The 17,441-nt window shown below is 74.3% G+C and carries 14 protein-coding genes and 1 pseudogene; 7 read left to right on the forward strand and 8 right to left on the reverse strand.

Annotated features, from left to right (window positions below; genetic code table 11):
• From ACIRPP_RS20515 to ACIRPP_RS20530, 4 genes and pseudogenes are all read left to right on the forward strand, one after another.
• Positions 1 to 186, forward strand: a pseudogene (locus ACIRPP_RS20515) (hypothetical protein); the annotation flags it as partial.
• Positions 187 to 393: 207 nt separating this feature from the next.
• Positions 394 to 1,104 carry a thiamine phosphate synthase gene (gene thiE / locus ACIRPP_RS20520; protein WP_403644657.1) on the forward strand — a complete coding sequence of 237 codons (711 nt, stop codon included), beginning with the start codon at positions 394 to 396 and terminating at the stop codon, positions 1,102 to 1,104.
• Positions 1,105 to 1,211: 107 nt separating this feature from the next.
• Positions 1,212 to 2,135, forward strand: a complete 924-nt coding sequence (gene metF / locus ACIRPP_RS20525) for a methylenetetrahydrofolate reductase [NAD(P)H] (protein ID WP_403644660.1) — start codon at positions 1,212 to 1,214, stop codon at positions 2,133 to 2,135.
• 56 nt (positions 2,136 to 2,191) lie between these two features.
• Positions 2,192 to 3,133 carry a hypothetical protein gene (locus ACIRPP_RS20530; protein ID WP_403644663.1) on the forward strand — a complete coding sequence of 314 codons (942 nt, stop codon included), beginning with the start codon at positions 2,192 to 2,194 and terminating at the stop codon, positions 3,131 to 3,133.
• Between the two features lie 60 nt (positions 3,134 to 3,193).
• Here ACIRPP_RS20530 and ACIRPP_RS20535 read toward each other — a convergent pair whose 3' ends face one another.
• The 4 genes from ACIRPP_RS20535 to ACIRPP_RS20550 all read right to left on the reverse strand — a co-directional run bounded on the left by ACIRPP_RS20535 (position 3,194) and on the right by ACIRPP_RS20550 (position 8,778).
• Complete coding sequence (locus ACIRPP_RS20535) at positions 3,194 to 4,711, reverse strand: phytoene desaturase family protein (protein ID WP_403644666.1); 1,518 nt, start codon at positions 4,709 to 4,711, stop codon at positions 3,194 to 3,196.
• Between the two features lie 425 nt (positions 4,712 to 5,136).
• On the reverse strand, positions 5,137 to 5,766 hold the full coding sequence (locus tag ACIRPP_RS20540; protein WP_164351267.1) for a TetR/AcrR family transcriptional regulator: 630 nt from the start codon (positions 5,764 to 5,766) through the stop codon (positions 5,137 to 5,139).
• A gap of 35 nt (positions 5,767 to 5,801) precedes the next feature.
• A complete protein-coding gene (locus tag ACIRPP_RS20545; RefSeq protein ID WP_403644670.1) occupies positions 5,802 to 7,886 on the reverse strand; it encodes a YhgE/Pip family protein in 2,085 nt (694 codons plus the stop codon).
• Positions 7,858 to 8,778 carry an ATP-binding cassette domain-containing protein gene (locus ACIRPP_RS20550; protein WP_403644673.1) on the reverse strand — a complete coding sequence of 307 codons (921 nt, stop codon included), beginning with the start codon at positions 8,776 to 8,778 and terminating at the stop codon, positions 7,858 to 7,860. The genes ACIRPP_RS20545 and ACIRPP_RS20550 overlap by 29 nt, the downstream gene beginning before the upstream one ends.
• Before the next feature lie 152 nt (positions 8,779 to 8,930).
• On the opposite strand from ACIRPP_RS20550, the gene ACIRPP_RS20555 reads away from it, so the two are divergent.
• The 3 genes from ACIRPP_RS20555 to ACIRPP_RS20565 all read left to right on the forward strand — a co-directional run bounded on the left by ACIRPP_RS20555 (position 8,931) and on the right by ACIRPP_RS20565 (position 11,276).
• Positions 8,931 to 9,536 (forward strand): SAV_6107 family HEPN domain-containing protein, encoded by a 606-nt coding sequence (locus ACIRPP_RS20555; RefSeq protein ID WP_403644676.1) that lies wholly within the window; start codon positions 8,931 to 8,933, stop codon positions 9,534 to 9,536.
• A gap of 211 nt (positions 9,537 to 9,747) precedes the next feature.
• Positions 9,748 to 10,581 (forward strand): methyltransferase, encoded by an 834-nt coding sequence (locus ACIRPP_RS20560; protein WP_403644679.1) that lies wholly within the window; start codon positions 9,748 to 9,750, stop codon positions 10,579 to 10,581.
• A gap of 290 nt (positions 10,582 to 10,871) precedes the next feature.
• Entirely contained in the window at positions 10,872 to 11,276 is a 405-nt protein-coding gene (locus tag ACIRPP_RS20565) for a DUF3040 domain-containing protein (RefSeq protein ID WP_403644681.1), read from the forward strand.
• Between the two features lie 347 nt (positions 11,277 to 11,623).
• Here the strand turns inward: ACIRPP_RS20565 and ACIRPP_RS20570 are convergent, their stop codons facing one another.
• The 4 genes from ACIRPP_RS20570 to ACIRPP_RS20585 all read right to left on the reverse strand — a co-directional run bounded on the left by ACIRPP_RS20570 (position 11,624) and on the right by ACIRPP_RS20585 (position 17,252).
• Entirely contained in the window at positions 11,624 to 14,011 is a 2,388-nt protein-coding gene (locus ACIRPP_RS20570) for a DUF3488 and DUF4129 domain-containing transglutaminase family protein (protein WP_403644684.1), read from the reverse strand.
• Complete coding sequence (locus ACIRPP_RS20575) at positions 14,011 to 15,372, reverse strand: DUF58 domain-containing protein (RefSeq protein ID WP_403644687.1); 1,362 nt, start codon at positions 15,370 to 15,372, stop codon at positions 14,011 to 14,013. The genes ACIRPP_RS20570 and ACIRPP_RS20575 overlap by 1 nt, the downstream gene beginning before the upstream one ends.
• Complete coding sequence (locus tag ACIRPP_RS20580) at positions 15,372 to 16,445, reverse strand: AAA family ATPase (protein ID WP_403644690.1); 1,074 nt, start codon at positions 16,443 to 16,445, stop codon at positions 15,372 to 15,374. The genes ACIRPP_RS20575 and ACIRPP_RS20580 overlap by 1 nt, the downstream gene beginning before the upstream one ends.
• A gap of 258 nt (positions 16,446 to 16,703) precedes the next feature.
• A complete protein-coding gene (locus ACIRPP_RS20585) occupies positions 16,704 to 17,252 on the reverse strand; it encodes a beta-class carbonic anhydrase (RefSeq protein WP_403644692.1) in 549 nt (182 codons plus the stop codon).
• Positions 17,253 to 17,441: the final 189 nt, after the last annotated feature.

Consider the following 17,441-nt stretch of genomic DNA (forward strand, 5'->3'; position numbering starts at 1 on the left):
GCCCGCACGGACGGCCGGGCCCGCACGGACGGCCGGGCCCGCACGGACGGCCGGGCCCGCACGGACGGCCGGGCCCGCACGGACGGCCGGGCCCGCACGGACGGCCGGGCCCGGGGGCCGCAGGCACCCGTAGCGTTCACCGGCGGCCGTACGGCGCCCTGTGCCCGGCCGCCGCGCCGGGGGTGAACCCCGGCCGGACGCCGGATCCGGCGCGTCCCGGATCCCGGACCCGACGTCCCGGATCCCGGACCAGCGGCTCCAGGGCCCGGCCACGACCCATCCGACACAGCGCACACCAGGCAGCGCACACCAGGCACCGGGCACCAGGCACCGCGCCTGCACACCGCGCACCGCACACCGACGCCCGCCTTCGGGCCCCAGGGGGAGCACCGCATGTCCGACACCGGCACCGACACCGCCGCCACCGCCCGCGCGCGTCTCGCCGACGCCCGCCTGTACCTGTGCACCGACGCCCGGACGCGGCAGGGGGACCTCCCGCAGTTCCTGGACGCCGTACTGGCGGGCGGTGTCGACATCGTGCAGCTGCGCGACAAGGGGATGGAGGCGGCCGAGGAGCTGGACCACCTCGCGGTGTTCGCCGAGGCGTGCGCACGGCACGGCAAGCTGCTCGCGGTCAACGACCGCGCCGACGTGGCCCACGCCGCCGGCACCGACGTCCTCCACCTCGGCCAGGGCGACCTCCCGGTGCCCGCCGCCCGCGCGATCCTGGGGCCGGACGTCCTGATCGGCCGCTCCACCCACGCCGGGCCCGAGGCCGCCGCGGCGGCGGTCCAGGAGGGCGTGGACTACTTCTGCACCGGCCCCTGCTGGCCCACCCCGACCAAGCCCGGCCGCCACGCCCCCGGCCCGGACCTGGTCCGCTACGCGGCCGGCCTCGGCACGGCCCGCCCCTGGTTCGCCATCGGAGGAATCGACCTCGGCAACCTCGACGAGGTCCTGGACGCGGGCGCCCGCCGGGTGGTCGTCGTCCGCGCCCTCACCGAGGCGGACGACCCGGGCGCGGCGGCGGCGGAGTTCGCGAAGCGGCTGCGGCAGGCTGCGGCGGACGGCCCGGACGGGGGAGCCGTGCCCGGCGCGGAATGACCCGCTTTCGTCTCAGCACTGTCCAAAAGGTGGACAGCGAAGCGGCAATTCCGGCAAATCTCCCCCATTTGGTTGGGGGGCCGACGACCCCTGGCTAACCTGCCGGTATGGCCCTCGGAACCGCATCCACCAGGACCGACCGCGCACGCACCGTGCGCGACATGCTCGCCGGTGGCAAGACGACGTACTCCTTCGAGTTCTCGGCGCCGAAGACCCCCAAGGGCCAGCGGAACCTCTGGAGCGCGCTGCGCCGCGTCGAGGCCGTCGCCCCCGACTTCGTGTCCGTGACCTACGGTGCCGGCGGCTCCACCCGCGCGGGCACGGTGCACGAGACCGAGCAGATCGTCGCCGACACCACCCTCACGCCCGTCGCGCACCTGACCGCCGTCAACCACTCCGTCGCCGAACTGCGCAACATCATCGGCCAGTACGCCGACGCCGGGATCCGCAACATGCTCGCGGTGCGCGGCGACCCGCCCGGCGACCCGATGGGCGACTGGGTCGCCCACCCGCAGGGCCTGACCTACGCCGCCGAACTCGTCCGGCTCATCAAGGAGTCGGGCGACTTCTGCGTGGGCGTCGCCGCCTTCCCCGAGATGCACCCGCGGTCGGCCGACTGGGACACCGACGTGGCACACTTCGTCGACAAGTGCCGGGCCGGCGCCGACTACGCCATCACGCAGATGTTCTTCCAGCCGGAGTCCTACCTGCGGCTGCGTGACCGAGTCGACGCTGCGGGCTGCGAAACGCCCGTGATCCCCGAGGTCATGCCCGTGACCAGCGTGAAGATGCTGGAACGATTGCCAAAGCTGAGTAACGCAGTGTTCCCCGACACCTTGAAAGAGCGGATCCTCACAGCCAGGGACGATCCGGCGGCGGTACGCTCCATCGGTATCGAGTTCGCAACGGAGTTCTGCGCGCGGCTGCTGGCAGAGGGAGTGCCCGGACTGCACTTCATCACGCTCAACAACTCCACGGCGACGCTGGAAATCTACGAGAACCTGGGCCTGCACCACCCACCGCGGGCCTAGACCGGTCGCACCGGTGTACGACACACTGCGTAGCGGCCACTGGGAGAGGGGCGTACATGGGCTGGACGGTCCTCTACATCGCGTTCGGCATCGTCGCGCTGTGGTTGCTCGGCGAGGTGCTGCTGCAGTACAAGGCGCGGCTGCGCTGGCGGCTGCTCGCCTTCGTCGGCTTCCTCGGTGTGGTGGTCGGCGTGCTGATCCCGTCCGTGGTCGTCATCGGTCTGGGCGCCGCCGCCTTCGCGGTCGGCCAGACGTACGTCACGCTGTCCTTCCGCCGCGGCTTCGCGGAGGGCTGGGCGGTCAACGCGCCCGGGCTGGCCGCCGTCAAGGGCCGCCGTGACGACCGTGACGAGCCGACCCTGGAGGTCTCCGACCTCGAGGCGTCCGGCGACGGCCACCCGGACGAGTCCGCCGACCGGCGCCACGACGACGCTTACGGCCAGGACGACGACTACGGCCGCGACGACGTGTTCACCCCCCGCCCGGACCGGCCCTCGGCGGCCGAGACCACCGCGGTCTACGAGCCCCAGCCGATGCCGGACGACACCGGCTCCTACGGCACCTACGGCGACACCGGCGGCTACGCCACCCCGTCCCAGGACCCGTACCAGGACCAGTACGCCACCGCGGGCCAGGGCTACTCGTACGACTACTCCGGCTACGGCCAGCAGCAGGGCTACGACACCACCGGGCAGCAGCAGTACGCCGCCTACTCCGACCCGTACATCGGATCCCCGACCTACGGCGGAACCTCCTACGACACCGGGTACACCGACACCCAGGGCTACGGCCAGCAGACCTATGGCCAGGACGCCTACGCGGGCGGCTACGGCGGCGAGACCCCGGCCGGCGGGCTCTGGGTGCCGCAGCAGCGCACCGACGACACCTACGGCGGCGACCTCCCGGCCGAGCAGCCCTACCCGCACCAGGACAACCAGCAGGTCCCCGGCAACAGCCCCACCTACGGCAACGGATACGACGAGCAGTACCGCTACTGACCCGCCCCGCGCCCCGACGGGGGCTGCGGGCGCCGGACGCGCGTCATCCGGGCCCGGCCGTCACTGCGACCCGCGGAAGTCCGGCCCCTCCACGATCAGCCCGGCGACCAGCGCCCCCGACATCCCCGCGTGCGGCAGCCCGCCGCCGGGATGGGACCAGCCGCCGACCGTGAACAGCCCCGGCAGGCGTGTGCTGTTGGCCGCGTGCAGCAGCCGTCCGCCGGCCGCCGCCAGCGCGGGCGGCGGCACCGCCCCGTGCGGCGCCCCGGTCTCCGCCGCGATGTCGGCGGGGGTGCGTACCTCGTGCCACAGCAGCCGGTCGCGCAGGCCGGGCACCGCGCGTTCCGCGACCTCGATCAGCTGCCCGGCGTACGCGGCGAGGGCCTCCGCGTCCGGCCCGTGCCACCCGCCGGGCCGCGCGGGCACCACCGCGGACAGCGTGACCGCCTCGTGGCCCGCGTCGGGGACGAGGGCGGGGTCGTCCGGCCGCAGCACGGTGACCGTCGGACGGGCGGGCAGCGACGGCCGGCCGCCGAACAGCGCCCCCAGCTCCTCCTCGCGGTCCGCCGCGTGCACCACCGTGCGGTGGGCGGTGCCCCCGGGCCGCCCGCCGCGCAGCGCGAGCAGCACGGCCAGCCGGCTCGCCGCCGCCCGCCGGGCCGGGACCTCGCCGTCCCCGCGCACCGGGATGTCCCCGCACAGCCGGTCCAGCTCACCGGGCGCCGCACCCGCCACCACGAACTCCGCGTCCCCGGCACTCCCGTCGGCGAGCTCCACGCCCGCCACCCGGCCGTCCTTCTCCCGCACCCGGACCACCTCGGCGCCGAAGCGGAACTCCACCCCGCGCGCCCGGCACCGGTCGTGGACCGCGCGGGCCAGTTCCCGCAGACCGCCGCGCACGTACCACATGCCGAAGGCGTGCTCCATGTACGGCAGCACCGCCGCGTTGGCCGGGGTGGTCCGCGGATCCATGCCGAGGGCCAGCGCATGGCTCTCCAGCAGGGCGACCAGGCGGGCGTCGCGCAGCTCCCAGGCGCCCACCTCGGCCAGGGTGCCCGCGACGCGGGTGCGCAGCAGCCTGCGGTGCGGGACGGCCGGGTAGGGCTCCCGCTCGGCCAGCACCTGCCAGTTCGGCCACAGCGGCTCCTCCAGCAGCGGCCGGCGCGTCCGGTCCCAGGTCTCGCGGGCCCGCACCAGGAAGTCGCCCCAGCGCCGGCCGGCGGTGGCGCCCAGTGTGCCGTCCAGGGCGGCGACCACACCCGCGCGCGAGGCGTTCGGCAGCGCCACCTGCGTGCCGTCCGCGAACACGTGCCGGGACGACGGGTCGACCTGGACCAGCTCGACGCACTCCTCCAGCGGCTCCCGGCCGGTCTTCAGGAACAGGTCCCGGTAGACCGCGGGCAGCGGCAGCAGACCGGGGCCGGTGTCGAAACGGAACCCGTCCCGCTCCCGGCGGCGCAGCGCGCCCCCGTAGGTCTCCGTCCGCTCGTACACCGTCACCCGGTGGCCCGCGACGGCCAGCCGGGCGGCCGCCCCCATCGCGCCCATCCCGGCGCCGATCACCGCAATCCGTGCCATGCCAGGGACTTTATCCGCCGCCACCGGCCCGGCCCGCGCCGAGTACCGGCGCCCGGGCGCCGGGGCCCGTCCGGCGGCGCGGCCCCCCGGGTGCCGGGGCGCACGGGTGAGTACCCGTACTCAGCGGCGCAGATGAGTAGCTGTGCGGATGGGCGGCGACCTGCGTGAACGGCACAGTGGAGACCACGGAGAGGGGGCGCGGCTCCGGCACCGGCGACACGGGGCGCCGGAACGGAGACGGCCCTCGTTCCGCTCCTTCCGCCGACGGACGTCGGCGGGAGCGAGGCACGGGGGAACCCGTGGGACGACCGCACGGGGGTTCCGACGGGGGAACGCACGGGGGAGCAAGGAAGGCGCCGGACCGACGGTGGCCCGCGGGGGACGCGGCCACCGGCGGACCGGCGCCTTCGCTCATCCGGAGCCGCTCATCCGGAGCCGCTCACCCGGCCCTGGAGCAGCCGGGACAGCGCCGCGTGCACATCGTCCAGGGACCGCTCGGCCTGGAACGACTTCCAGTCCAGCGCGGCCACCAGGACCATCCCGACCAGCGCCGCCGCCGTCAGCGGGACGTCGATCTCCTCGCTCAGCTCGCCGCGCTCCACACCCTCCCGCAGCACCCCCTCGACCACCGCCACGGCCTGCTGGCGCACCACCATCAGCGTGGACTGCCACGCCCGGTTGGTGCGCCACAGCTCCGCCACGTACAGCTGCGTGAAGGCCGGATAGCGGTCGATGAAGACCAACCCCGCGTGGATCATCGCGTCCAGGGCGTCGACCGCGGAGCCGCCCGCCCCGGCCGTCCGGTCGGCCGCCTCCTTCAGCGAGGCGGTGAGGAGACCGACCCCGTGCCGCAGGAGTTCCTCGAAGAGGACCGACTTGCTGGCGAAGTTGTAGTAGACCGTGCCCTTCGCCACCCCCGCCCGTTCGGCGATCTCGTCCACGGTGGTGGCGGAGAACCCCTGTTCGGCGATGAGGGTGACGGCCGCCTCGTAGAGTCTCTGCCGGGTGGCCTCACGGCGGGCGCTGCCGCCCGACACGGCGCTGCTGCTTTCCATGGCCCTGATTGTCACAGCCCCGCCGGGCCGCCCGGTCACAGGCTCAGCTCCGGGTGCAGCCGGTCCAGGGTCCACACCTGGCGGCGCCGGGCCGACAGGGCGGTCAGCGCCAGCGCGCCCGCGGTGAAGACCGCCAGCACCGCGCACGCCTGCCACACCGGACCGAGCCCGCCGCCCGTGATGAGCCGCCGCAGCGCCTCGACCACGTAGCTCATCGGCAGGTACGGGTGCAGCGCCTCGAAGAAGCCGGGACTGGTCTGCACCGGGTACGTGCCGCCCGCCGACGTCAGCTGGAGCATCAGCAGCGCCAGGACCAGGATCCGGCCCGCCGCGCCGAACCGGGCGTTCAGCCACTGCACGATCGCCGCGAAGCACGCGCTCGCCAGGAACAGGAAGCCGACCGTGCCCGCCGCCCGGGCCATCTGCAGCCCGATCGCCCAGTGCAGCACCGCCATCAGCGCCATCGTCTGGAGCACCCCGATCGCCACCACCGGCAGCCAGCCCGCCAGCGCGATCCGCCACGCGGAGGCACCCGCCGCGAGCGCCCGCCGGTTCATCGGCGCGATCAGCATGTACGCCACCATCGCGCCCACCCACAGCGACAGCGGGATGAAGTACGGGGCGAAACCGGTGCCGTAGTTGGGCGCCTTGTGCAGGTCCCGGGAGACCAGCTTCACCGGATCGGCCATCACCTCGGTGCGCCGGTCGCGGTCCTGCGCGTCGTAGTCCGGGATGCGGTCGGCGCCCTCGTGCAGGCCTCCGGCCAGCTTGCCGGAGCCGTCCACCAGCTTGTAGATGCCGCCGTTCAGGTCCACGGCACCGGTCTCCAGCTTGCCGATGCCCTTGTCGAGCCCGGACGCGCCCGACTCGGCCGTGCCCAGCTTCTCGTGCAGCTTCTTCAGGCCGGAGGCGACCTTGCCGGCGCCCTTGTCGAGTTCGTTGATCCGCTTCACCGCGTCGTCCAGGTCCTCGGACAGGTTCGGCGCGCGGCCGGCCAGCGCCTCGGCCTGCTTCTCCAGGGTGCCCAGCCGCGTGTCCAGCTTCTTCAGGTCCTCGCGGTGGTCGGTGACCAGGGCGCCGACCTCCTCGGCGGCACCGGCCGCGTCGGCCGCCGCGTCCTTCGCCTTCCCCAGGTCGGCGCAGGCGGCGTCGGGTTCCTCGGCCTCCTCGCAGCGCGTGCGGTGGACGTCGTTCAGGGCCGTGGAGGCGGTCCGGGCGTCCTCGGCGGCGGACGGGGCGCGTTCCCGCAGCGTGTCGAGGTCGCCGCGGAGACCGCCGGCCGCGTCGGCGACGAGCCGTGCGGTGTCCCCGATGGCCTTCTCGTTCTTCTCCAGGAACGGGCCCACCTCGGTGTCGAGGGCGTTCACCCGGTCCGCCAGGGCGCCCGTCCCGTCGGCCACCTTGCGGGAGCCGTCCTTGAGGCTGCCCGCCCCCTTGTGGAGGTCCACCAGGCCCTTGGACAGCTTGCCGCTGACCTGCTTGGCGTTCGTCAGATGGCCGGCGAGGTCCTTCGAGCCCTTCTCCGCCTTGCCGATCCCGCCCTTGAGCCGGTCGGCGCCCTTCGCCGCCTCCTCGGTCCGGCCGTGGATGTCGGAGAACGACACGAAGATCTTGTCCAGGAAGGACCGCGAGGTCTTGGCCGAGGCGGCCTGGCGCACCTCACCGAACACCGTGCGGGAGATCTGCCCGACGATGTAGTTGTTGGCGTCGTTGGTCCGCACCTTCAGGGCGCCGGTCTCCGGCGCGTCCCCGGAGCTGGACGCGATCCGGCGGCTGAAGTCGGCGGGCATCGTCAGCGACAGGTAGTACGTGCCGTCCTCCACGCCCCGGCGCGCCTCCTCGGCGCTCACCTCGCGCCAGTCGAAGGTGCCGCTCTCGCGCAGCCCCTCCGCGATGTCGTCGCCCGCGGTGATCCTCTTCCCGTCCGCGGTCGCCCCCTTGTCGTCGTTGACCAGCGCCACCGGGATGCGGTCCAGGCGGTCGTACGGGTCCCAGAACGACCACAGGTACAGGGCGCCGTAGAGCAGCGGCAGCACCATCAGCGCGACCAGCGCGGCACGCGGCAGCTTGCCGCGCCCGAACCGCCGGAGCTCAAGAGCGGCCAGTTTCGGCGAGCGCATCGACCGCCGCCTCCTTCGTGTCGTGGTGCGGGTCCTGCGCGTCGCGCGGGGTGTCGGGGCGGTCGTCGGCGAGGTGGTCCGACGGGGCCTCGGGCCGGTCGTCCTGCTCGCCGCGGTCCGGTGCGGTGTCCGGGTCCTCTGCGGCGTCCCGCGTGTCCGTCTGCTCCGACGCGTTCTCCTGCGGGGCGGCGCCCGTACGGACGCGGACGGCGTCGTCGGGGGCCTCGCTGCACACCGCCACCACCGTGGTGCCGGACGCGGCGAGCGACCTCAACAGGTCCCAGACCTCCTCCCGTTCGGCGGACGACAGCTTCAGGTCCGTGTCGTCGACGCCGAGCAGCCGCGGCCCCCCGAGCAGCGCCAGCGCGACGGACAGCCGCAGCGCCTCCACCCGCTCCAGGTCCCGCACCGCCGTCCGGATGCCCTTCGGCAGCGTCTGCGGATCGAGTCCGGCCGCCGCCAGCGCGGTGTCCACCCGCCGCTTCTCCCGCGCGGCCCGCTCGCCGCGCGGCCGCAGCAGCGCCGACAGGGTGTCGCCGAAACGGCGCTGGAGCAGCGCCCGTTCGTGCAGGTGCTCCCCGACGGTGAGCGCCGGGTCGAGGTCGGTCACCCCCGTGACGTGCGCGAGTGCGCTGATCCTGCGGACCGCGGCCATCCGTCCGGGCAGCTCGTGCCCGCCGACGGCGGCCCGGCCCTCCGTGGGCCGCATCCGCCCGGTGAGCGCGAGCAGCAGACAGGTGCGCCCCGAGCCGGACGGTCCCTCCACCGCGATCAGCGAGCCGGGCTCCGCGTCGGCCGAGACCCCGCGGAACGCCCAGCCCCGCGGTCCCTTCAGGCCGAAGTCGCGGGCCGCGACATCGGCTCCGCCCTGACCGTCCACACGTTCCCCCATGTTTGAACTGACTGGTCAGTGCAAAAGTTAGCCCGAACGCTCGATCGAGGCAACGTCGCAGGTCAGAACGGATTGTCAGTGCCATACCTCACGATGTGTCATACGGCATCCCGTCTCGGGCGTGCCGTCACGAAGACGACAGGAGGTTCGTCATGGCCCACTCGTCCGCAGCCGCCGCCCGTCGGCGCCGCGCAGCCGGCCCTGCCCCCTCACTGACCGGCCCGGCGAGCGACGTCCACCCCGTGCTGCGCCGCGCCGCGGCCCCGCCCGCCGCCCTCGACCTGCTCGCCCAGGCCCGTGCCGGACTGGACGAGGCCACCGTCCTCGACACCCCCAACGAGCGCTACGCGACGGCCCACCTGGCCGCCCTGCGCACCGCCGCCGCCGTGCTCGCCGCCCGCGGCCGGCCGGAGACCTCGCCCCGGGCCCGGGCGAAGATACGGAGCGCCTGGGAAGTGCTCCCCGAGATCGCGCCCGAACTGACCGAGTGGAGCGCGCTGTTCGCCTCCGGGGCCCGGCGCCGCGCCCGGGCCGAGGCCGGCATCCAGGGCGCGGCGACCGGCCGGGACGCCGACGACCTGATACGGGACGTGGCGGTGTTCCTGCGCCTGGTGGAGCGGATGCTCGTCCTCCAGCCGGTCCTCCCGCAGCCCCGACCGGACACCGGCCGTCCGGGCGCGGAGCGTCCGGGCGCCGGCCGTCCCCAGGGGCCCGGCCCGGGCGGTGCCGCGGACCGGGACATGCCGGACGCGGGCTGACCCGGACCGGGGGCGCGGACGGCCCGGGCGGCGGGCCGCGCCGTCCGTCCGCCCGCGCCCCGACGGCGCAGGCAGGTGACCGGATCCGGCGGTGGAGGCAATAGGGTGGAAGGCGCCTGAAGCCCGCCCGTCCCGATGCCCGGGACCGGGCGGACACGTCCGATCGCCCCGCCCGAGGATGAAGGCGGTGCCGCGCCGAGGAGCAACTGCCGTGCCGGACCCGATGCGCCCGTCCGCCCCCGACCACCCGCAGACGGCGTCGCCGCGCCCGGAACCCGCCCGGTCCCGGGCCGCCCTGCGCACCGCCGTGGTCTGGGAGATCCTCCAGGACGCCCTGGAGAAGCGGGTGAAGGCGACGGGACGCCAGGCGCTGGACGTCCTCGACGCCGGCGGCGGCAGCGGCAACTTCGCCGTCCCCCTGGCCCGTCTCGGCCACCGTGTCACCGTCGTCGATCCCAGCCCCAACGCGCTGTTCGCCCTCGAACGCCGGGTCGCCGAGGCCGACGTCGCCGACCGGGTCCAGGGCCGCCAGGGCGACGCGCACGGCCTCTTCGACGTGGCCGAGCGCGGCGGCTACGACGTCGTGCTGTGCCACGGCGTCCTCGAATACGTCGACGACCCCGCCGACGGTCTGCGCAACGCGGTGGCCGCCCTGCGGCCCGGAGGCGTCCTCAGCCTGCTCGCCGCCGGTCTCGGCGGCGCGGTCATCGCCCGCGCCCTGGCCGGGCACTTCACCGAGGCCCACCAGGCGCTCGGCGACCCGGACGGCCGATGGGGCAGCGGCGACCCCATGCCCCGCCGCTTCACCGCCGGCCAGCTGACCGGCCTCGCCGAGGGGGCCGGCCTCAGGATCGCCGCCGTGCACGGCGTACGCGTCTTCGCCGACCTGGTGCCCGGCGCGCTCGTGGACACCGAGCCCGGCGCGCTGGACGCCCTGCTGAAGCTGGAGGCCGCGGCGGCGGAACTCGCCGCCTTCCACTCCGTGGCCACGCAGCTCCATGTGCTGGGCGAGGCAGGCGGGGCCCCCGGGACCGCCGGGGACTGAGTTGTCTCGTGTGACGAGCCGCTGATCAGGGGCTCGTACGAAACCCCGCGCGCGCATGGAGTGCGCCACAGGCCCCCCGAATGGCGGCTGGGCGCCGTATGATCGAGGGAGACCGCCCCGGCATGACGGGACGGCCGCCGGGGAATGAGAGCCTCAGCGGGCCGGCACGTCCATGACGGGTTCCGGTTGGCCCATTGGCGTAGAGGGGCGGGTTTCACGGGGGCGATTCCCTGCCTATCCTGTAGGGACCCCCGGGTCGCCCCCGGCGACTGCACGATGAGGAGGACTCCGTGCCGCTCTCGGAGCACGAGCAGCGCATGCTCGAGCAAATGGAGCGAGCGCTGTACGCCGAAGATCCCAAGTTCGCGTCGGCGCTCGAGGGAAGCGGGCTGCGTACGTACACCCGGCGGCGGGTCTACCAGGCGGTCGTGGGCTTCCTCGTAGGTATTGCGCTCCTCATGGCCGGTATGGTCGCCCAGCAGGTCTGGCTCAGCGTGGTGGGATTCCTCGTCATGCTGGGCTGCGCGGTTCTCGCCGTGACCGGCTGGCGCAAAGCGCCCAAGCCCGGTGAGCAGCCGGCCGCCGGTGCCCCGGGCGTCCCGCAGGCGGGACGACAGGGCCGACAGCGACGGTCGATGATGCACCGGATCGAGGAACGCTGGCAGCGTCGCCGAGACGAACAGGGTGGCCATTAGGCCCGGATGTTCCACCGGTTCCGCGCAGCCGTCGGACAGGTGAAGACGTGGTGCAGGGGGTGACCGCCCGCTCGGCGGTCGCCCCCTCACGCATGCCCGGGGACCCCGGACGCCCGCCCGCCGCGGGCGTCCAGCCCCCACGGCGCCCCTGCACCGCTCCACCGGCCCGTGCCCCCGCCCCCGCCCCGTCCGCATCCGGGACGCCACGGCACGCCACCGCACAGCGGCCACCGGACGCCGAACGACCGGACGGGGGGCCGGGCGCAGAAGAGTCCTCGAACAGCCGTGAGGGGCGGTACGGCCGTAGCCGTACCGCCCCTCACGTCCGCTCCTGTCCGGCGCCCGCTTCAGCCCTGCTGCCGCGAGGGCCGGCGCCACGTCGGCCGCAGCGCCAGGGCGCGCCGTCGCACCCCGGCCCACCACGCCGACGCCTGCCACACCACCCGCACGGTGGAGCGCGGGGCGAACACGGCCCGCAGGCGCGCGCCCCGGCCGGAGGACGCCCGCAGACCGGTGATCACCCGGCGGACGTCGTCCGCGAGACCGGCCACGGGACGTGGACGCGGGGCGTAGAGGACCTGCTCCACCGCGTCCGCCACCCGGTGCACCGAGGCCGCCGCCTCACCGTCCAGCCGGCCGAGCCGGACGACCCGTGCCGCCGCCTTGCGCGGTGTCAGGGACTCGTCGGGGGAGACCCCGTGATCCCACGCCGTGTCCGTCACCTCGTCCCAGACGGCCAGGACATGCGGCGCCGCATCGGCCTCGGAGCGTCCGTGGGCGCCCAGACGCACCGCACGGGTCCGCAGCCGCCACAGCATCGGTGTCAGGGGCACCAGCAGGACCGCGAGCCCGCCCAGCGCCCACAGCAGCACCGTGTACCACCTCGGGCCGTCGCCACCGGCCGCGATCACCGCCTCGGCCGACTCGGTCGGGCACCCGCCGTCCAGCCGGATCCGCTCCAGCGTGCAGCCGTCGCTCGCGGACGGTGCCGCGGACGGCGCCGCCGAGGCCGCCTCCGAGGGCCGGGCCGGGTCCGGCAGCGCGTTCTCCTCCGTGTCCGGCTGCGTGTACGAGGGGATCGAGCCCCGGGTGGGCGTCGGCTCGAAACGGGTCCAGCCGATGCCCTCGAAGTACAGCTCCGGCCAGGCGTGCGCGTCCCGCAGCCCGACCGCCACCGTGCCGTCCGCCTGCGGGGTGCCGGGCGCGAAGCCCACCGCCACCCGCGCCGGGATCCCGAGGGACCGGGCCATCGAGGCCATGGCGAAGGAGTAGTGCACGCAGAAGCCCTGCTTGTCGCGCAGGAAGCGGGCGATCGCCCGCGAGCCGCTGCCGACGTCCACCTGGGTGTCGTACTCGAAGCCGCCGCTCACCGCGAACCAGTCCTGCAGCTTCACCGCGCGGTCGTAGTCGCTCGCCGCGCCCTCGGTGACCTCGCGGGCGGTGCGGTGGACCACGTCCGGCAGCGAGTCGGGCAGCTGGGTGAACTCCCGCTTCAGGACGGCCAGCGGTTCCGGCGCACCGGCCAGCTGCTCCGCCGTGGGCCGGACGTCGAGGCTGCGCACCTCGTAGGTCATCCCGCGGGTGTCCTGCCCGTGGTCGCCGACCAGCGTCATCCCGACCGGCTCGTAGCGCCAGTTGCCCCGGATGCTCACCCCGCTCGGCGGATACGGCATCGGCAGCCAGTCCTGGCCGTACCAGTCGGCGGTCGAGATCGTCGTGCCGACCTCGGCCCGCTCGATCTCGGGGCCCAGGCCCGCCGGGGTCGGGAAGGTGCCGTCGGGCACCGTGGTGATGGACCGCTTCGACGGCTTCCAGGTGGTGCCGTCGAAGTCGTCCAGGGAGACGATCCGCAGGTACAGGTCGGAGGTGTCCTCCAGCTCGGTGCGCACCGACATCACCTGGCGGTCCTCGTTCACGTTCAGTGAGTCGCGCAGCGAGACCAGCGGGTTCACCGCCGAGATCGTGCCGCCCCCGCCGCCGCCGCGTCCGACGCCCGAACCGGCCGGGTCCAGCAGGCCGCCGTCCATCGCCGGCAGGGCCAGCGGCACCACCAGGGCGATGCCGAGCGCCACCATGCCGATCCGCCGGCCGGTGCGCACCGGGGCGGTCGCGCCCGGTTCACCGCCCGGGCCGCGCGTCGCCCCGCTGAAGACCCGCCCCCACTGGGACAGCCGGTCGCGGCCCTCGGCGAGCAGCAGCATCAGATAGCCCGCGGCCGCCAGCAGGAACCACAGCCAGTCGCTGCCGCCGTCGGCGAGTCCCGCTGCCACCGAGTACAGGGCGAGCAGCGGCAGCCCGGCCGGGGCCGCGCTGCGGAAGGTGACCGCCAGCGTGTCCACCAGCAGCCCGATGACCAGGACCCCGCCGACCAGCATCAGCCGGATGCCGTCGGACAGAGGCGCCGGTATCGCGTACCGGCTGACGTCGTTCCCGCCGCTCTCCAGGAGCTCGGCGAAGTAGCGGATCGCCTCCGGGCCCGGGATCAGCCCGGCGAAGGCGTGCTCGCGGGCGAAGACCAGGGTCAGCAGGAACAGGGTGACGAGCAGCTGGGCCGCCACCGTCACGAACCGGGAGAGCGGCACCCTGCGGGCCGCCGCCCCCACGCCCGCCTGCACGGCCAGCAGGAACGCCGCCTGCATCAGCCAGGTGGCCGGCCTGACCAGGGGCAGCAGGGCGCTCGCCGCGAGCAGCGTGGCCCCCCACGCCGCCAGGGTCAGCCGTATCCGCCCGCTCATCACGGTCCCTCCCCGCCGTTCGCCGCGGCCAGTCCGGAGCGCTCCCGCTCCGCCAGCCGCCACAGCCCTTCCAGGGCGGCACCGCGCGGCACGCCCACCGCCGTCCAGCCCGCCTCACGCAGCAGGCGCAGGGTGTCCCCGTGGCCTTCCGCCGGGCCGGGCCCGCCGGCCGGGTCCCGCCGCCAGCTCTCCCGGTCCATGACGAAGGCCAGGGCGCCGCCGCTGCGCTGCCGCATCCGCGCGCACACGGCGGCCTGTTCCTCGTCGAGGCCGCCGAGAAACGCCACCAGCAGGCCCTCGTTGCCGCCGCGCAGCACGTCGTACGCGCGGGACAGGCCCGCTCCGTCGGAGTGGTCGACCACGGCGAGGGTGTCCATCATCAGCCCGGCCGCGTCCGCCGACTCCTGGCCGGCGCCCGCGAACCCGTCGGAGCCCTCGCCCGGCACCGCGTTGCCCGTGTCGGTCAGCAGCCGTACCGAGAAGCCCCGCTCCAGCATGTGCACCAGCACCGAGGCGGCGCCCGACACCGCCCACTCGAAGGCCGAGTCGGGCCCGGCGCCCTCGTAGGCGATGGCCCGGGTGTCCAGCAGCACCGTGCAGCGGGCGCGCTGCGGCTGCTCCTCGCGGCGCACCATCAGCTCGCCGTAGCGGGCCGTGGAGCGCCAGTGCACCCGGCGCAGGTCGTCGCCGTAGCGGTAGCCGCGCGGGATCACGTCGTCCTCCCCCGCCAGGGCCAGGGCCCGCAGCCGGCCGTCGCCGTACCCCCTCGCCTCGCCGCTCAGCCGCACCGGCGGCAGCGGCTCCACGCGCGGGACGACCGTGAGCGTGTCGTAGGTGGAGAACGAGCGGGTCAGCTCGCACATCCCGAACGGGTCCGACAGCCGCAGCTGCAGCGGGCCCAGCGGGTACCGGCCGCGCAGGTCGGAGCGGACCCGGTAGGACACCTCGCGGCGCCCGCCCGCCTCCACCCGGTCCAGGACGAACCGCGGGCGGGGGCCCAGGACGTAGGGCACCCGGTCCTGGAGCATCAGCAGGCCGGTGGGCAGCCGGGAGACGTTGTCCATCCGCAGGTGCACCCGGGCCTCCGACCCGGCCGGGACGCGAGCGGGGGAGAGCCGGCGGCTGCCCGCGACCCGGTAGCGGGTGCGGTAGAGCACGCCCGCGCACACCAGCGGCAGCACCGACAGCAGCAGCCCGACCCGGAGCAGATCGCTCTGGCCGAGCACGTACGCGCAGATCGCGGCGGCCACCCCGGCGGCCAGGAAGGAACGTCCGCGGGTGGTCAGCCCGGCCAGGGCCGTGCGTACGCCGCCCCGGTCACCGCCGGTCCCCTCGGCCCGGGCCGCCCCCGCGGAGGCCATCACAGCCTCCGCGGCGGGTGCTGGCCGTAACCCGGCACGCCCTGGCCCGGGCCGAAGCCGGACTGCTGGGGTGCCGCCGCCGGGACCGGGGTGCTCTGCAGGATCTCCTGGACGACCTGCTCGGCGGTGCGGCGGTTGAGCTGTGCCTGCGCGGTGGGCAGCAGCCGGTGGGCGAGCACGGCCACGGCGAGGGCCTGTACGTCGTCCGGCAGCGCGTACTCCCTGCCGCTCAGGGCCGCGGCCGCCTTCGCCGCGCGCAGCAGGTGCAGCGTGGCGCGCGGTGACGCGCCGAGTCTGAGGTCCGGGTGCGTACGGGTGGCCCCGACCAGGTCGACCGCGTACCGGCGGACCGGCTCGGCGACGTGGACGCCGCGGACCGCCTCGATCAGCTTCACGATGTCGTGCGCGTGCGCCACCGGCTGGAGGTCCTCCAGGGGGGAGACGCCGCCGTGCACGTCCAGCATCTGCAGTTCGGCCTCGGCGCTCGGATAGCCGACCGAGACGCGGGCCATGAAACGGTCGCGCTGGGCCTCCGGCAGCGGATAGGTGCCCTCCATCTCGACCGGGTTCTGCGTCGCCACCACCATGAAGGGGCTGGGCAGCTCGTAGGTCTTGCCGTCGATGGTGACCTGGCGCTCCTCCATCGACTCAAGCAGCGCGGACTGCGTCTTGGGCGAGGCGCGGTTGATCTCGTCGCCGATCACCACCTGCGCGAAGATGGCACCCGGCTTGAACTCGAAGTCACGGCGCTGCTGGTCCCAGATCGAGACCCCCGTGATGTCCGACGGCAGCAGGTCCGGCGTGAACTGGATCCGCCGCACCGAACAGTCGATGGACCGCGCCAGCGCCTTGGCCAGCATCGTCTTGCCGACTCCCGGGACGTCCTCGATGAGCAGGTGTCCCTCGGCGAGCAGCACGGTCAGCGAGAGCCGTACGACCTCGGGCTTGCCCTCGATCACGCCTTCCACCGACCCCCGCACGCGCTCCGCGACGGCGGTCAGATCATCTCCCACCCTCGAATACGCTCGGTCGGGGGCGCCCCCATGGCTCGCTCGATCGTCAAAGGTCGGCACCCGGCCCTCCTCGGCCTTTGCCCACGCTCCCGGGGAGCGTGGGCACATATGTTCCGGGCCGACGCCTTGCTGTGCGGACCGGCCCACCCCGAATCACGGACACCACGCGGGAAAAGTTCCGCGTGACACCACTCCCGCATTCTTGCCGCCGTTACCGATTCGTGTCACTCGCCTGTGGACAACTGGCGGCGATATGTCAGGTCGTACGACCTTCGTGCCTCCCGGGGAACCAGGGGCGCGATCGGGACGGGCGGCAGGTCAGGCGGGGTCGATCTCCCGAAGCAGACCGCTCTTGACGTCGAAGACGAAACCACGCACGTCGCCGGTGTGCAGCAGGAACGGCGAGGTCCGCACCCGCTGCATCGACTGCCGCACGTCCTGGTCGACGTCGCGGAAGGCCTCGACGGCCCAGGCCGGCCGCTGGCCGACCTCCATCTCCAGGTCGTGCCGGAACTCCTCGGTGATGGACTCCAGACCGCAGTTGGTGTGGTGGATCAGCACCACGCTGCGCGTACCCAGAGCGCGCTGGCTGATGGTCAGCGAGCGGATCACGTCGTCGGTGACGACCCCGCCGGCGTTGCGGATGGTGTGGCAGTCGCCGAGTTCGAGGCCGAGCGCCGCGTGCAGGTCCAGACGGGCGTCCATGCAGGCCACGACCGCGACCCGGAGGACCGGGCGGGCGTCCATGCCGGGGTCGCTGAACGCCGCGGCGTACTGATGGTTGGCGTCGACCAGACGGTCGGTGACCGTCTCCTCGCCGAGCGTCGCCCGTCCTGAGCCTGCGGGAACCGATGCAGAAGTCGTCATACTCATGACGGTAATGCTCACCTCCCGCCGCGGCGCGTCATGAGACGGGACAAAGAACCGCATCGGGATTTGTTGTGAGGTAATCCACAGAGGCGATGTGATCTGCCTCTTGTGGGTGAATTGTCCCGTGCCGGGGCGTACCCCGCGCCCCCCGCCCACGACGCGCAGGCCGGTTGATTGACCGGGCGA

This window comes from Streptomyces sp. NPDC101219 (assembly GCF_044767675.1).
GTDB lineage: Bacteria > Actinomycetota > Actinomycetes > Streptomycetales > Streptomycetaceae > Streptomyces.

Excerpts from the sequence above, each read along its gene's own strand:
- thiE (WP_403644657.1), top strand. The coding sequence starts at position 394 with ATGTCCGACACCGGCACCGACACCGCCGCCACCGCCCGCGCGCGTCTC.
- metF (WP_403644660.1), top strand. The coding sequence starts at position 1,212 with ATGGCCCTCGGAACCGCATCCACCAGGACCGACCGCGCACGCACCGTG.
- ACIRPP_RS20530 (WP_403644663.1), top strand. The coding sequence starts at position 2,192 with ATGGGCTGGACGGTCCTCTACATCGCGTTCGGCATCGTCGCGCTGTGG.
- ACIRPP_RS20535 (WP_403644666.1), bottom strand. The coding sequence starts at position 4,711 with ATGGCACGGATTGCGGTGATCGGCGCCGGGATGGGCGCGATGGGGGCG.
- ACIRPP_RS20540 (WP_164351267.1), bottom strand. The coding sequence starts at position 5,766 with ATGGAAAGCAGCAGCGCCGTGTCGGGCGGCAGCGCCCGCCGTGAGGCC.
- ACIRPP_RS20545 (WP_403644670.1), bottom strand. The coding sequence starts at position 7,886 with ATGCGCTCGCCGAAACTGGCCGCTCTTGAGCTCCGGCGGTTCGGGCGC.
- ACIRPP_RS20550 (WP_403644673.1), bottom strand. The coding sequence starts at position 8,778 with ATGGGGGAACGTGTGGACGGTCAGGGCGGAGCCGATGTCGCGGCCCGC.
- ACIRPP_RS20555 (WP_403644676.1), top strand. The coding sequence starts at position 8,931 with ATGGCCCACTCGTCCGCAGCCGCCGCCCGTCGGCGCCGCGCAGCCGGC.
- ACIRPP_RS20570 (WP_403644684.1), bottom strand. The coding sequence starts at position 14,011 with ATGAGCGGGCGGATACGGCTGACCCTGGCGGCGTGGGGGGCCACGCTG.
- ACIRPP_RS20575 (WP_403644687.1), bottom strand. The coding sequence starts at position 15,372 with ATGGCCTCCGCGGGGGCGGCCCGGGCCGAGGGGACCGGCGGTGACCGG.
- ACIRPP_RS20585 (WP_403644692.1), bottom strand. The coding sequence starts at position 17,252 with ATGACGACTTCTGCATCGGTTCCCGCAGGCTCAGGACGGGCGACGCTC.